This is a genomic window from Candidatus Chlorohelix sp., from assembly GCF_037138995.1.
Lineage (GTDB): Bacteria > Chloroflexota > Chloroflexia > Chloroheliales > Chloroheliaceae > Chlorohelix.
Window position 1 is genome coordinate 1 of the sequence record NZ_JBAXHI010000009.1, and the last position, 15,713, is coordinate 15,713.

The 15,713-nt window shown below is 47.4% G+C and carries 10 protein-coding genes; 5 read left to right on the forward strand and 5 right to left on the reverse strand.

Annotation, left to right across the window (positions count from 1 at the left end):
- Nucleotides 1-398: 398 nt before the first annotated feature.
- Nucleotides 399-1,976 (reverse strand): class I adenylate-forming enzyme family protein, encoded by a 1,578-nt coding sequence (locus WCK19_RS06120; RefSeq protein WP_342396490.1) that lies wholly within the window; start codon nt 1,974-1,976, stop codon nt 399-401.
- Between the two features lie 184 nt (nt 1,977-2,160).
- Here WCK19_RS06120 and phaC point away from each other — a divergent pair, with 184 nt between their 5' ends.
- From phaC to WCK19_RS06135, 3 genes are read left to right on the forward strand one after another with little or no spacing between them, the layout of a single operon-like run.
- Nucleotides 2,161-3,312, forward strand: coding sequence for a class III poly(R)-hydroxyalkanoic acid synthase subunit PhaC (gene phaC / locus WCK19_RS06125; RefSeq protein ID WP_342396491.1), 1,152 nt, complete (start codon nt 2,161-2,163; stop codon nt 3,310-3,312).
- A complete protein-coding gene (dgt, locus tag WCK19_RS06130) occupies nt 3,305-4,525 on the forward strand; it encodes a dGTP triphosphohydrolase (RefSeq protein ID WP_342396492.1) in 1,221 nt (406 codons plus the stop codon). Before phaC ends, dgt begins: the two co-directional genes overlap by 8 nt.
- A complete protein-coding gene (locus WCK19_RS06135; protein ID WP_342396493.1) occupies nt 4,522-5,508 on the forward strand; it encodes a site-specific DNA-methyltransferase in 987 nt (328 codons plus the stop codon). The genes dgt and WCK19_RS06135 overlap by 4 nt, the downstream gene beginning before the upstream one ends.
- A gap of 52 nt (nt 5,509-5,560) precedes the next feature.
- Here the strand turns inward: WCK19_RS06135 and WCK19_RS06140 are convergent, their stop codons facing one another.
- The gene (locus tag WCK19_RS06140; protein WP_342396494.1) at nt 5,561-7,462 is read right to left on the reverse strand and encodes a serine/threonine-protein kinase; all 1,902 of its coding nucleotides are present in this window, start codon (nt 7,460-7,462) and stop codon (nt 5,561-5,563) included.
- 360 nt (nt 7,463-7,822) lie between these two features.
- On the opposite strand from WCK19_RS06140, the gene WCK19_RS06145 reads away from it, so the two are divergent.
- Together WCK19_RS06145 and WCK19_RS06150 are read left to right on the forward strand one after the other, a co-directional pair.
- Complete coding sequence (locus WCK19_RS06145) at nt 7,823-8,557, forward strand: sigma-70 family RNA polymerase sigma factor (RefSeq protein WP_342396495.1); 735 nt, start codon at nt 7,823-7,825, stop codon at nt 8,555-8,557.
- Nucleotides 8,557-10,125, forward strand: a complete 1,569-nt coding sequence (locus tag WCK19_RS06150; RefSeq protein ID WP_342396496.1) for a zf-HC2 domain-containing protein — start codon at nt 8,557-8,559, stop codon at nt 10,123-10,125. Before WCK19_RS06145 ends, WCK19_RS06150 begins: the two co-directional genes overlap by 1 nt.
- 44 nt (nt 10,126-10,169) lie before the next feature.
- Here WCK19_RS06150 and ruvX read toward each other — a convergent pair whose 3' ends face one another.
- The 3 genes from ruvX to alaS all read right to left on the reverse strand — a co-directional run bounded on the left by ruvX (nt 10,170) and on the right by alaS (nt 15,617).
- Complete coding sequence (gene ruvX / locus WCK19_RS06155) at nt 10,170-10,592, reverse strand: Holliday junction resolvase RuvX (protein WP_342396497.1); 423 nt, start codon at nt 10,590-10,592, stop codon at nt 10,170-10,172.
- A gap of 16 nt (nt 10,593-10,608) precedes the next feature.
- Nucleotides 10,609-12,894, reverse strand: coding sequence for a hypothetical protein (locus tag WCK19_RS06160; protein ID WP_342396498.1), 2,286 nt, complete (start codon nt 12,892-12,894; stop codon nt 10,609-10,611).
- Nucleotides 12,895-13,001: 107 nt separating this feature from the next.
- Nucleotides 13,002-15,617, reverse strand: coding sequence for an alanine--tRNA ligase (alaS, locus tag WCK19_RS06165; protein WP_342396499.1), 2,616 nt, complete (start codon nt 15,615-15,617; stop codon nt 13,002-13,004).
- Between the last annotated feature and the right edge of the window lie 96 nt (nt 15,618-15,713).

Sequence of the window (15,713 nt, forward strand, 5' to 3'; positions counted from 1 at the left end):
ACGCCGCCAGCGTTTATCCTGAGCCAGGATCAAACTCTTCACACCTTCTCTTTTTAGCTCCGACCTAGATCGGGCTTCAATAGAAAAGCGTTAAATTGACGATTTCTCCGTCACGTTCCTGAATTCTCTTGGTTTACCTATTCAATATTTTAGAGTGATCTCTATTTTTCTCTATCACTCCTCGACTGTTAAAGTGCTCTCGCGAGTATTAGCTCGCCGCCAAAACGCATTTGTAATACTTATCCAGTCTTACCTTTGTTTTTGCGCCGCCCTGTTTTTTTGGGGCGAGTGCTAATATACTACTTCTTGCAAGGCATGTCAAGCCCTTTTAAGCCCAATTTCTTGAATTTACCAAATTTTAATGTGAATTCGCCAGATTCGGCTTAAACCAAGGTTTTTTAGCTGCCCAAACGTATGGCGCGGCGCATTATTCGCCCATTCACCAAACGCGGCAAGTAATCTGCGAGGTAAATTCTCTGCGGCATATGCTTGGCTGGTAACGAATTTCGCAAATACTCTATCAATTCGGTTTCCCGTATATTCTGCTGATAACTGTCCAAAACTACCACTGCTTGAAAATGTGGCTCAGTACCCGGCAACCGTACCGGAATTGCTGCCGCCTCTGCCACCGCCGGATGCTGGATTAATGCTTCCTCAATCTCTCGCGGAAAAACCATCTCCCCGTCAATAAACATCATATCCTCACGGCGATCTATCAGGTAGAGATTAAAATCAGGATCCATCCAACCCATATCGCCGGTATGCAGCCATAAAGGCGCATCAGAAGAAACAGGCGGTTCCACCGAAGAATCAGAATTGTAAGTTGCCTCAAATTTGCGTAGATTAAAATAATCTTGCATCAAGTTAGCACCCGACACCACCACTTCCCCGATTGTACCGGGGCGCAGGTCATTATCGTTGGCATCCACCATTCGTATCTTCACCCCCGGCAAGGGCTGTCCAACCGAACCGGGGCGAAAACTGTTGGAGGTTGCCGCGCAAGCTACTACGGGACCTGCCTCAGTCAACCCGTAACATTCCATGATTTGCAGCCGAGTACGGCGCAAGAATGCTGAAGCTACATCATCGGAGAGGGCTGCGCCATAACAAAAGGCATACCGAAGGCTGGTTAAATCAACTTGTGATAAATCAGGAGAATTAACCAAATCGCGATAAATAGAAGGAGTTCCGTGTATGACGGTGCAGCTGTGTGTCTGGATTAACTCCAGAGCGTGAACAGCATCGAACCGCTCCATTAAAACTAACATCCCGCCCATCATAAGAGTATGGTTAAGTCCGATATTAAGCCCATAAAGGTTGAATAAGGGTATCGGCAATAACACCACATCAGGCCCGATATTTCCAAAATCTACTTGCTGCATCGTGCTAAACTGTCGGCAATTTGTTAATAAACTATTGTGCGTATGCAACACCCCTTTAGGAGGCCCGCTAGTTCCAGAAGTATAAGCCACTAAGTTTATAGCATCCGGCTCAGCAAAAGAATCCAGTCGCCCCGGTAGCGCTTCCCCAATTAAATCTTCCCACGCCATAGTATTGGGCGGTTGGGGCGCGTTTCCTCGAATAGACACTACCCATTTCAGCCGCACCAGCGTATCACGCACCTCTTTAATTCGGGGATAATAAGGCGCAATCGTAATAATACCCACTGCCCCACAATTTGCCAGCAAATATTCGAGGTCGCGCCCTTCGTGAAGCACATTTAGCGGCACAACAATTGCGCCTATCCGCGTTATAGCCATATAGCTTTCAATGAACTGCGGAATATTATGCATGTAAAGGACGACTCGACTTCCCGCAGTTACGCCCATGCGTAACAAACCATAAGCAACCCGATCAATCCGCGCATCGAGTGTCAGATAACTGGTACTCTGGTCTCGCCATACCAGCGCAGTCCGGGAAGCCTCCCGGTCAGCCATACGCCGAACCAAATCATCAAGGGGAATAGTGTTAGTCATCAATATAGCCTTATTCAAGTTTATTATTCGATGTATTTATTTTACCTTAATTTGTCAAGTTATGTAAATATACTTTTCGTTCCCGGCATGGGTTTTTTATCCGGCTACTCTGTGTAAAAATAGAAAAATATTGTTGGAAATTTGAACGTTTTGATGTTATCATAAAGCATATAAGTGTGAGTAAATGCAGTTAAAAATGGAGAAGGATATGACCGCTGCCAAACCCGATGAATGGCTTAGTCTTACCGAAATCCAAGAAAGCTACTACAACAAGTTTATGGAACAGGTTTCCCACGGGGAACGTAAGCTCCTGAACGCGCTTGAGCTAACTGAAAAAATTAATTCTGTACAGGTTGGAACCACACCACGAGAAAGAGTCTGGTTTCGCAATAAAGCTTCTTTGTATCGCTATCATCTGGCTAAAGATAGTGGAACATTGGGGCAAACGCGCCCCAGAATCCCTCTCTTGATTATTTACGCGCTGATTAACAAGCCTTACATCCTAGATTTGCGACCCAATAGCAGCTTCATAAGCTACATGTTACAGCGCGGCTTTGATGTTTTCTTGCTAGATTGGGGAACGCCCGGCGTTGAAGATGGCGAAATGAATCTTGAAAACTATCTGCTGGAATATATCCCCCGCGCCATTGGCAAAATGCGCCAAATTACCGGGCAAAATGAGTTCTCCATGCTCGGATATTGTATGGGCGGTACAATGAGCGTTATTTATGCTGCCGCTCACCACAACGACCAACCAAAAAACCTGATTTTGCTGGCTGCCCCCATTGACTTTGAAAAATCCAATACCTTCTCACTATGGCTACAAGAACAATATTTCAATGTGGATTTGCTGGTGGATGGGCTTGGCATCATTCCAGCCGATTTAATAGATTACGGCACTAAGATGCTTAAACCCTTCCAGAATTATGTTCAAAACTATCTCGATTTGCATGGGAAATTGTGGGATGACCACTATGTAGAATCTTGGGTGGCGATGAACAAATGGGTAAACGATGGTATCCCAATGGCAGGTGAAATTTTTCGTCGCTGGGTCAAAGATTTTTACCAAAATAACAAACTGGTAAAGGGTAAGCTTACCCTTGGCAATAAGCATGTCAGTTTGAGTAACCTAAACTGTTCCTTACTGAGTATTATCGCCGATAGAGACCACCTTGTGCCGCCGGATATGACTAAAACTCTGGTGAACATGGTAAGCAGCGAGGATAAAACTCAGCACATCATTTCAGCAGGGCATGTGGGTATGGTAGCAGGGCGGGGCGCAGTAACGCAGCTTTGGCCCCTTATCGCAAATTGGTTGGAACAACGCAGTGCTTGATATTTCCAGAAATTTGCCGCAAATCGAATATACCCCGCCCGATTGGGAGCGTATTTATCCCGAATCTCATCCTTCTGACGAAGAGCGCGGTGAATTTGAGGTTGATCGTTCCCGTGTGATTCATAGTTCTGCTTTCCGCCGCTTGCAAGGCAAAACACAGGTATTCATGCGTGGTAGCGGTGATTTTTATCGAACTCGCCTAACTCATTCCCTCGAAGCCGCCCAAATTGCCAAAGGGTTGGCGCTTCGCTTAGGCGCAAACCCTGATTTACTCGAAGCAGTAAGCCTGACCCACGACCTCGGTCATCCCCCTTTTGGGCATGCCGGAGAAGCAGCATTAAATCGGTGCATGCAAGAGCATGGCGGTTTCGAGGGTAATGCTCAAAACTTGCGCCTAGTCAGCCGTTTATCTATTAAAGCTCTTAACTATGATGGCTTAAATCTCTCCCGCGCCACGCTAGATGGCGTACTTAAATATAAGTATCCCTACTCCCCAAATCGTCAGAAATTCTATTACACGGAAGAGCAACCTCTAGTAGAGTGGGCATGTATTGGCGGAAGTTTGACAGAACGTAGCTTCGATTGCCAACTGATGGATTGGGCAGACGAAATTGCTTACAGCGTGCATGATTTCGAGGATGGCATCAAAAGTGGCATGATAACCTCCGCCCGTCTCAAAGCGGCTACCGCCTTTATTGATGATAATTTGCTAAAATGGGCGCTGGAACAGATGCACTTAATCGAGAATCAACCTAGCGAACGCAGCCGCAAAGCCGCTCGCAAGCAACACACCAGCCACCTTATTCACGAATTTATCACTTCCAGCGAACGGTTAGAAATAAACGGGGCGGATTTACCAGCCGGAATAAGCAACCGTTATCGCTACAAGCTGATGATTGACCCGATACAAAAAGCGCGTAGCAAGACGCTCATGGAAGTGATGCTGCATCTTATGGTGCAGGATGAGCGAATCGCCACCCTAGAGAATAAAGCAGCGCGTATTATAGAAGGGCTGTTTTCAATCTTCAGTAACCCGGAAGAACGTACCGCCTATCTGTTTCCCAACGATTTCAGAGACCTTTGGAATGAAGCTGATAACGAGGGCAAACTCCGTATCGCTTGCGATTATATCGCCGGAATGACCGATGAATACGCTGAAAAAGTTTACGCGCGGCTATTTTTACCCAATACTGGTAGCATCTATAATATATGAGAAAAGACCCTTTGCATCGCCTTGATACTGCTCCCGAAATCCATCAAAAACTCCTTGAGTTTTGCCGTTTGAAGCCCGGCGAAATATGGCACGACCCTTTGAAAGGGCATCGGGTAGGCTGCCTAGACGCGACAGACCGCCACCAGATAAATCGCCTTTGCGAAGATTTACCAGCCGCCACCCTTGCCATTCAAGACCCCCCCTATAACCTTGTCGCATTTGAAACTAGGTCGGTGGAAAAATACATTGAATGGTGTCTTCGCTGGGTAGATATTAGCCAAGCGCATCTTTGTGAAAATAGCAGCTTCTATGCTTGGCTTGGCGCAGACCAAAATAACGGCTTCCAACCCCTACCCGAATTTATGCTAATGATGCGCCAAACTCCTTTTGCGAGCCGTAGCTTTATCACCCTACGTAATCAGCGTGGCTACGGCACTCAAAAAAACTGGATGTCGGTTCGGCAGGAATTGCTTTTCTATACTTTAGGCAATCCATTCTTCCAGCCCCAATATACCGAAATCCCCAAATCGCTTAAAGGCTATTACAAAGAGATTGATGGAACTTTCCGTGAGAACCTTGAGCGAGGACGTAGCCCAAATATCAGAGCAGGTAACGTTTGGTTCGATGTCCAACAGGTGTTTTACCGAATGAAGGAAAACGTGAACGGCTGTTACGCCCAAAAGCCCTTACGCGCCATTGACCGCATACTTCAGGCAAGCAGCCAACCCGGCGATATTGTACTGGATTTCTTCGCGCACGCCGGAACTACCTTGCTAGCAGCCGAGATGAGCGAGCGTATCTGCCTGACCAGTGACATTGACCCGGTTTTCTGTGAAATTACTATTCGCCGCCTAGAGCGTTATCGCAAAGATAACCTGACCGGATGGCAAAACAGCAACCCCTTTGCTGAGGAGCTTCAAGATTCTGCCGAAACAAACGAATCAGTATTTTCACCTGAACCATTAAAAATTAACCCAGAATAAAAACAAGGAGCTTACGCCCCTTGCCTGAGTTCATATCTCTCTGAAAAATCTTTTACATGCTGCCGGTGATAACCAGAATTAAAGTATCCTTCTGAGTAACATTTGTGAAACCAAACGCCACACCCAACGAACCGGGCAAAGACATAATCGCCACCGCGCTCGTGCCTTTCTGATAACCCAGCACAAATGCGCCCATACTCTCAAGTGTGGTCACTGAGGAGTCCATATTCATTTGATCGGTTTGATCTTGCCAACCGCCTTTAGAAAGGCTATTCACATAGTAATCCTTAATCTTGCTGGCATCATCCAGAGTTTTATAGGCTTCCACTTTTCCATTTTGAAGTTGAGCAAAAGAATCGCTTAACTGCGCTTGTAATATATCTGGAATATCCAGAGCGTCAGCGCCGGGGTAAGCCAAAACAACCGTCCCGTTTTGGGTCGCGCTGGTAGTAGTATTCGGACGAACCGTAGTAGTAGCGGCTTTGGTAGTAGTTACTTTTGCAGTAGTAGTAACCGCTATAGTAGTTACAGCCTTAGTAGTGGCTGAAGTTGTACTAGAAGTTGTACTAATCGTAGTTGTAGGCACAATCGTTGAGGTAATTGCCGCCTGCGCGGTAGGAGTCGCTTTCTTATCACCACCCGTCGCCACCAACACTACCAGCGCTACCACTGCCACCACCGCCAGCACGCCTACTATTCCCAGCACTATTGGCAACGAACTACCCGATTTTGGCGGAGAATTTGGTGCAAGCGATGGTGGCGTTTGAGCGCCATAATACTGTCCTGACCCCGGTGTATATGAACCTGAAGACTGATAACCTGTACCGCTTGGAACCTGATTCGACCATGCCACGCTTTGACCTGTCCCATAACCCATCAATTGATACCGCTGTAGTATATTAGGTACATCACGATAACCGGGAAAGCGGCTATTTAACCGATTGAAAGCATCATAAGAGCCGTAAAAATTGTTTTGCTGTTCCAAACGGCGAGCTTCTGCATACAATTGCTCTGCTTCGGGGTTAGTTACAGTCTGGTAAGAACCGCTACCGGGGCGCGGTTGCCCATAACTCTGCAATTGAGTTGCGCCCGAAGTTGAAACCGGAGGCGCGACTTCACCATCTTTATTTTTTATTGCCTCGACCAAAGTATCATTAAAGACTTCGCAATCCTTATAGCGATCCTCCGCCTTCTTTGATAACGCCTTGCTAATCACGCGCTCAACTGAAAGCGGAATATCGGGATTATATTGGCGAGGGGAGGGCAACGGTTTGCTAACATGCCCCATCACCACCGCAATCGGCGTATCCCCCGTAAAGGGAGGTCGTCCCGTCAACATCTCATATAACATCACCCCCAGCGAATACTCATCGCTGCGAGCGTCCAATTCCTCACCCATCGCCTGTTCGGGACTCATATAATCAGGTGTACCCACGCCCGTTCCGGTGCTGGTCAATTGCGTCTTGGCTTCTGCCATTTTTGCAATGCCAAAATCGCTCAAAACCGCGCGTCCGGTTTTGTCAATTAGCACGTTTGAAGGCTTAACATCGCGGTGAATAATCCCGGAATTATTGGCATAATGCAGCGCACCGCTGATTTGTTGCATGACTTTGGTAGTTTTATCCAACGAAAGCGGCTTCCCCTGAATCTCATCTTTCAGAGTAGGTCCTTCTATTAGCTCCATTACCATATACAACAAGCCGTGATCTTCTCCAGCATCATAAACGGTCAAAATATTGGGGTGGCGCAACTTGGCAATAGAACGCGCCTCTCGCCGAAAGCGTTCTACGAATGACGGGTCTGTCGCGTACTGCTCCGCCATAATTTTAATCGCCACATCCCGCTCTAGGCTAGGCTGATGAGCGCGATAGACCGAAGCCATACCGCCCTTCCCAAGTGGTTCAATAATTTCGTATTGTCCAAGTTTATAACCCTTTTCGAGCTGCCCGCTCATTCGTTTTCTCCTATATAAAAAGGTTTAGACGATATTATGTTATGACATGTTATAATAACGCTGGAAAAAGTATTATGTTACATTGCAATTTATCCGAATTAGGGCTATTGCAAAGTAGGAAAGGGGAACGCCTCCACTTGTTCTCTGTGGTAAGTGCAACGAGTTACCCCCTAAAAATGTTTCTTGCAACCGCTCTATTTATTATCCTAATTAATTAGGCGAATTCGTATAAATTATATCACAATAATTTTACACCAAATGGATTAAATTAAAGCTATACTATCAGATAAATGAAACCTCAGCAGTCATAATCCGTCTTATATTACGAAGCATAGTCGGAATGACAGGAGGTTGGGACTTTTGGTCGCACAATTAAGTTATGGGCTGTTTGGTAGTATCGGGCTATCAACCGCGCGAATTCTAAGATACACGCCCGTAAAATCTGCTACAACGGGGCGTAGCTGGGAAGAGGGAAGCAAAACATTGTTAGATGATGCCTCACTCATAGAGCAGGCTCGTCAGGGCGATGAGGTAGCTTTTGCTGCCATATATGACCATTTTCAAAAACCCATCTATGCCTTCATATATCGGCTGATGGGCAATTCCGAAGATGCTTATGATATTACTCAGGATGTCTTTGTGAAAGCCTACCGGGCGTTACCCAAAACAACTCCTGATTTAAATTTATCTGCTTGGTTACATCGCATTGCCTCTAACGCCTGTATGGATATTTTGCGAAGGCGCAAAATTGTACGCTGGTTGCCGTGGGATCCAGCCGTACATGCCAATATTACCCCTGCCTTAAATACCGATGAGCCTGAATATAATGCAGAATTACACGAAACCCGACAACAGGTGCAATTGGTGTTGAGTCGTATGAGCGAAAAATACCGCCTTTGTCTGGTCCTACGCGAATATCAAGATATGAGTTGCGATGAAATCGCCGTTGTAATCGGTACTTCACGCGCCGCCGTCAAATCACTTCTATTCCGGGCGCGAGAACAATTTCGTGAAATCTATACCGAATTTGACAGCGCAGGCTGGAAAGCTGGGATTATCATTAAAGCCAAAGGACGGCAAGGGGATAAAAGCTAATGGACGCGAATTGCCTACGCTGTCAACCGTTGCTCTCTGCCTACATTGATAAAGAGACTTCAGCGCAAGAAGAAGAATTTATCCGACAACATCTGCTAACCTGTGTTGATTGCCGAGCAGCCTTAGAATCTTATCGGGGTATTCGGGTACAATTAAAGCGTGTGCCTGACCCTTTGCCCACTCCCAAACTCCGCCGCGCCGTCTTGAACCGCGTGCATCTGGCGCGAATAAAGGACTCACAACCCGCGTTGCTTTCGGCAAATGGGCTGAAAATTCTGTCCTTGTCATTGATGGCTGTTATTATAGTCATGATTGCCGCCGTCCTGATTATATTTTTTACAAATCGCAATTCCGCCTTTGATATTGCCGATATTGCCGCCAATAGTCAGGAAATTACAATCCACTTTAATCAAGCGGTGGACGAAGCCCTAATCCGAGATAAGGGGCAGTTGTTTTTCAACGTTCAAGACAATAGCGGTAAAAAAATAGAGTACGATATAAAGATTACCGATAGCCATACAGTAGTGCTTGAACCGAAACAAACTTTGGTAGCAGGGCAGCAAGTTAATGTTGAGACTAATACCAATGTCTTGAATAAAAGCGGGGAGAATTTAGCGCAAAAGCATGTTGAGGTTAAAATAGTTTCGCCTGCCACTGCTACTACCCGTCAAACCACTAACACAACCCAACCTCGAACAACCGTAGTAGCACAGGTAGCCACCGTTACGCCCAATATTATCACTACCACCATAACCGCTACACCTATCATCACTACTACCGCGCCGATAACCGCTACTACCGTTTTCACAACTGTAGCCACTCCAATTCTAACCAGCACAACGGTTATAAGCCCTACCGGAGTTGTTACTACCACCAGCAGTATAACCGCAACTACCTTTACAACTATCCCGCTAACTACTACCGTCTCTACCACCCTGCCTGTAACGGTCACAACCGATATTACGGCTACTACCGTTCCCGTAACTCCCTCACCCACTCCTAGCTGTAACGTTGCTTTATCTACCTCCTTCACCAAATTACTGGCGGATAATCCAGATATTGCCACGAAATTGGGCTGTCCTTCAGCCGCAGAAAATACGGTGACATTGGCATATCAGGTGTACGAAAAGGGCTTTATGCTGGCGAGTAACGGGCAAATATATGCCTTTTCCACCCTCAACGGTAGCTGGCATTCTTACGCCGATATTCCCGCTATACCTATGCCGACTCCAACCGCAACTACCAACGCTGTCACTATTCAAGCAACAGGTACAATAACTAGCGTAGTGGCGCAACTTACTACCCCAACGCCAACCGCAACACCCGGTAATTTCGGCTGTAGCATCAGCCCTGCGACAGCCTTTACGAACGTTTGGCGAGCCAATATTGAGGTGAGAAATCTGGTAGGATGTCCCGGTGTGCTTGATACCAGTTCCAGGACGGGCATAACCCAACTTTTCGCAGGCGGCAGATTATTCTTGAATCCGGTAGATATGGTCGGTCGTCGCATCTACATCATGTTCAATAGCGGTACTCTGCTGGTGTTGCCCGATACTTCAGGGGCTTAAAAGTTGCAAAGTCCGCCCCAACGCGGGCGTGGCTCGACACGCCCCTATGAACTACGGCGGCGTTCTCGGTCGAGGTAAGTTTGTAAAATCAGGGCAGCAGCGGTGGCGTCAATATTATCTTTTATCTTCTGACCTCGCTTACCCGAATCAATCAAACGGCGTTCCGCTTCAACACTGCTCAAGCGTTCATCCATAAAATCTACAGGTACTGAAATACGCCCCGCCAGTTCGGAGGCAAACACACGGGCGCGTTCGGCTTCTATCCCTTCGCGCCCATTTAACTGAATGGGCAAGCCTATCACAAGCTTGCCCACTTCATTTTGTTTCACCAATGCTACAATTTCTGTAAATACCTGCTCAGGATTTCTTACCTGAATAACACCCGCAGGGGATGAAATCAAACCAGTTTCATCACTGAGCGCAAGCCCGATTCGCTTGCGACCCAAATCAAGAGCAAGGTATCTCATTTTGCCTCAATAAACATCAAGCCTTTGGCGTTGGTTGCGCTAACTGACCACTGGTAGAAACGGCTTGATAATCAAAAACTGGTTTCAAATCAAGCTTGCCGGCAGCAGGTAAAGTGCCGGTGAAGCCGCTAAAATTCACATCAAACAGGTACTGATTATATTTTTGCAAAATTGCGGCGCGTGCCTCCTCCGGCGATTTCCCGGCTCCAAGCGTTGCAATATCCTTCTTCATATCATCGGTCAAAGGGCTGTACAAGGTGGCAGTAACCGATACAACATACATGAGCCTACCGTTTTCTTGGCTAACCTGACCATCACCCACGAGTTTAAAGCTGTCAATTTGCTGGCGGGGGTCTTTCACCAGCGCACTCCGCACCGCATCAGCTAACGAAGTTTGGTTATAGATATAGGCTTTTTGTGAGACAGAACAAGTTCCGCTGAATTCTGCGGCTTCATCTCCCACGTTCTTAGAAAATTGGCATTGATTATCGCCAACGTTCAAGAACTGGATGCCCTGCGTATTCGGGTCGTAGCGACCTTGCAACTCCTGCTTTGCCTGAGCGCGAGCATCTTCAACCAACTTTTGCTCTAAAGCTGCTCTATCCTCTTTGGAAACCACTTGCACTTTGCGCTCGGAACCGCCTGTAACGGGCCCGATAGATACGCCTAGCGAATCGGTCAAGAAAACTTGAGAAACCCCCTCAAAATTACCAGAAGAACCCGCCACACCAGCTTGAATTTGCCCAGTAGCCTTGCCAACCGCGGTGGTAAAAGGATTTCCTGCCGGAATGGTCACAGCGCTTATCAAACGATACTGTACCCCAGTGCGCTGATTGGTGTATATAACCGCCCCTGCGCCATAAGATTTGGGACTTGCACCGCCGTTCACAAAACTAGCTTGTCCCTGCGCTACTCCATCGGCTTTGAAAACCGAGCCGAAGGCGGGATATGTGCCGGTTTTAGTAATTTTCCCGGTGGTTACTTCCGTTACATTCAACCTGCCGGAAGTCGCGCTTTGGATCGGGTTAGAGGTTGAGCTACTACCGCTCACTACAGTTGGAACCGTGCTATTACTGCTGGTATCTAGCAAAATCGGCACTGTATTTGTAACCTGTGAGGTAGCCAGTATCAGATTAACCCGTTGTAAATTTCCGGTTGATGCATTGCTATTACCCTGATTCTGCCCCCCCCCTAGCGTTATTAATAACAAACCGATCAGGATTATAAATGCCCCTGCTACTCCCACCAAGGCGAACAAACCGAATCTATTTTTGTCACGGGCGCGTTGGCTTTGAACATCGGGGGGTAACGGAGTACGCCCCATAGATATAGAAGCAACCGCTTCTTTTGGGGCGCGGTTGCGAGGTAATAGACGGCTCAAATTAGCGGTTAAGCCGGTAGCCATTGCCGCCAAACCTGTCCCCTTACGAACGCGCCCATCCGTATCGGCTGTTTTCTTCCTGCCGCGTCCACTATCCGCGCTTCTGCGAACCCCACTGCGTTGTTTGAAATCGGCAGCAGCATTATCCGAAGTAGAGCCAAGTATCGAAGGCACATCATCATCCTGCTCATCAGTCAGGTCAAAGGGGAACTGAGCAGTATTGCTTTCGTTGCCAATGGGCGCATCATCCCCGAAATAGCCGAATTGTGCCGCTTCTTCATAGGTCATGGTTCTTGCGCCACCGCCATCAAAGTCGGTTGAAGGGACTAGTTTAGGTGGCGGAGAGTCTAACTCTAGAAACGAACCCAACGTCTCGCGTGGGGTGTCATTGACATCCTGTTGCAAAAAATTCCCCGGAGGTGGTGGAACAGGGCGAGACATCATATCCGGCACTTGAAGGTTGGGTATCTGGCTGAAAAATTCCTGAGAGGGACGGCGCAAGGGTTGAGTAGATTCTAACGGTGGGTTAGACTGCTGGGGCTGAACTACAAAGCCCTGCGGCACTTCGCTAAAAACACGGGTAGATTGCTGAGAAGGAGTCTCACCGAAATTCGCAAACAAATTATCATCTTCAGATTCAGCAGAAGAAACTGACTGACTGGTTATACCATCACTCCTATCAGTCTGAAAGCCCAACAACTTTGCGAGACCTTGCGAAGTTTTGCTACCACCTGAAAATGTTAAATTGATGCTTTCCTCGCGAACCACTCGCCGAAGCATATTGAACTGGTCGAGCGTTTCGAGCGCACGGGTTTTTCCGGGCAGCATAATCAACACTTCTTTTGTGCGTGATTGCCGCAACCGATTAATTACCGAATCTAAATCTTCTTCAACGCCAACCGTTATTGTTTCCTGGGCCATGGCTCAGAATCCTCCTGCCCCAATCTAAAAAGCCTTAAAACGAAAGCTATAGATGTTTATAATTTCGGGATTATCCATATAAGGCTTCTGCCAACCCCAACAAAATTTTATTTAATAGCTCCCCGAACTAACCCTACCGTGAGCGACAGAGCTTCATCGAGTTTCTCCGGGTCGTTTCCGCCACCTTGCGCCATATTAGGGCGACCTCCAGCACGACCGCCAACTTTCTCCGCTATTGGCGCAATAATCTTTCCAGCGTTTAAACCTCGCTCCACCAAATCAGGCGTTACCATCACTAGCAAAGAAGGTTTTTCCTTGATAACCGCCCCAATAGCCACAACTCCGCTCTTTAGGCTATCGCGCAGTTTATCGCCGATACTTCGCAACACGTCAGCATTGGGCGCATTTACCTTAGCCGACAATACTCTGACACCTTCAACCTCAACCACACTCCTCAAAAGCTCGCCGGACTCTGCCAGCGCTTGCTTTTGTTGGAGCAATGCCAATTCGCGTTCGGTGTCGCGTAATTTTCGTTTAAGCTCGATTGCTTCATCAACCAGTTGTTCCGGGCGAGTTTGCAATACGCTCGCTAACTTGTTTACCAGTTGCAACCGTTCCTCAATATATTTTTCCGCGCCTCTACCAGTAACAGCCTCAATTCTCCGCAAACCGCTTCCAACGCTTCCTTCGCTAGTAACGAGTAGCAAACCGATTTGACCGCTATTCTGAAGATGCGTACCGCCACAAAATTCCTTGCTGTAATCCCCGATGCCAAGCACGCGCACCACCTCGCCGTACTTTTCACCGAACATCATTACGGCACCGCTCTTTTTAGCTTCATCAATCGGTAGCACATTAACCGTTACGGGCAAACTTGCGCGGATTTTATCATTTACAATTTGCTCAACCTCTATCAGTTGCTCGGCAGTTACCTGATTTGGGAAGGTAAAGTCAAAGCGCAATCGCTCCGGTGAAACCAACGAACCGGCTTGCCCTACATTATTTCCAAGTACATCCTTCAAAGCTTGATGCAGTATATGAGTACCGGTGTGGTTGCGAGCAGTATCTAGGCGACGCGCTTCATCCACTACAGCGCGAGCCTTTTGCCCCTCACCGATAAAGCCCTCCACTACCTTACCCTGATGCGCTATCACATCACCAACTGGCTTGTAGGTATTTTCAATCTCTATTCGCCCAAACTCAGTCTCGATATAGCCCGTGTCGCTTATCTGACCGCCGCTTTCTACATAAAAGGGCGTTTGCGCCAGCACAATTTCAGCGTCCTGCCCTGCGTCCGCGCTCTTAACACGCTTTCCATTGACCAATACCGCCAGCGCTTCAGTTTCAAGGCTGTTAGTTTCATAGCCCTTGAAAGGAGTTTTCTGCAAACCTAGCGCTTTATAATCCTCTAGGTCAACCCGCGCTACTTTCCAGCGGTCGGGGTTGGTACTAGCTTCGGAATGTTTTTGCTTCGCCCGTTCAAAACCTTCCCAGTCAATTTCAAAACCACGTTCTTCAGCAAGTTCGCGCGTTAGGTCAGGCGGGAAGCCATGCGTTGCCAACAGGTCGAAAACATCCTCACCGCTGACAATTTTGGTATCAAGCGGGTTATTTTCGATAAGTATCTCAAAGCGGTTCAAGCCCATTTGTAGGGTATGCCCGAATTTTTCTTCCTCATCCGCCAATACTGCGAATACATGGTTTTTGCGCTCGATAATATCAGGATAAATATCACCCAGCATATCCATTACAACTTGGCTGGTATGGTGCATAAAAGGTGTATCCAGACCTAGCAACCGCCCGTATCGAATAGCGCGGCGCAAAATCCGGCGCAGGATATAGCCTTTGTCCACGTTACCGGGCAGCACCCCATCGGTAATCAGCATGGTGGCGGCGCGGCTATGGTCGGCAATAACCCGGAGGCTAATATCATCTTTCTCGTTCGCCCCATAGCGTTTTCCGGTTATATCGGCGGCGCGTTGGATAATCGGCTGGAATAAATCGGTGCTATAAATTGAGCTAACGCCCTGCAAAACCAGACTCAGCCTTTCCAGACCCATTCCGGTATCAATATTCTTACGCGGTAGCGGGGTATCTACTCCATGCGTATCGCGGTTGAACTGCATAAACACCAGATTCCAGATTTCAAGATAGCGCGGCGAATCGCCAACCCTCGCATCGGGGTCGGGGTCGAACTCAGGTCCTAAATCATAATAGATTTCGCTGTCAGGTCCGCACGGTCCGGTTTTACCCACAGGACCCCACCAGTTATCTTCAATCCTGGTAATGCGACTGGCGGGAAGACCAATCATTTTAGTCCATAACTCTAGCGCCTCTTCATCGGTAGGAAAAATTGAGGGGTAGAGTTTATCTTCCGGCAGTTTAAAAACTTGAGTCAGCAATTCCCATGCGAAGGAAACTGCCCCTTCTTTAAAGTATTCGCCAACCGAAAAATTTCCGAGCATTTCAAAAAATGTCAGATGGCTTGGGTCGCCTACTTCATCAATATCAACAGTGCGAAAACACTTCTGTACGGTAGTAAGGCGGCGATGGGGAGGCGTTTGGACACCCAGAAAGAAGGGGGTCATTTGCTGCATCCCGGCAGTCGTCAACAGAACCGTCTTGTCACCGGTAGGCGGGACAAGCGAAGAACTAGGCAAATGCAAATGCCCGTTTTTGATAAAATAATCTACATAAGTTTGTCGGATTTCTCGACTACGCATAAAGCCCCTATTCTAGTTAGCAAATCGCTTAGTTAATTTTATGGCAGTTATTATTTATTGTCAAGTTGTTTTTAGTATGTTAAGCTCAAATTTAGG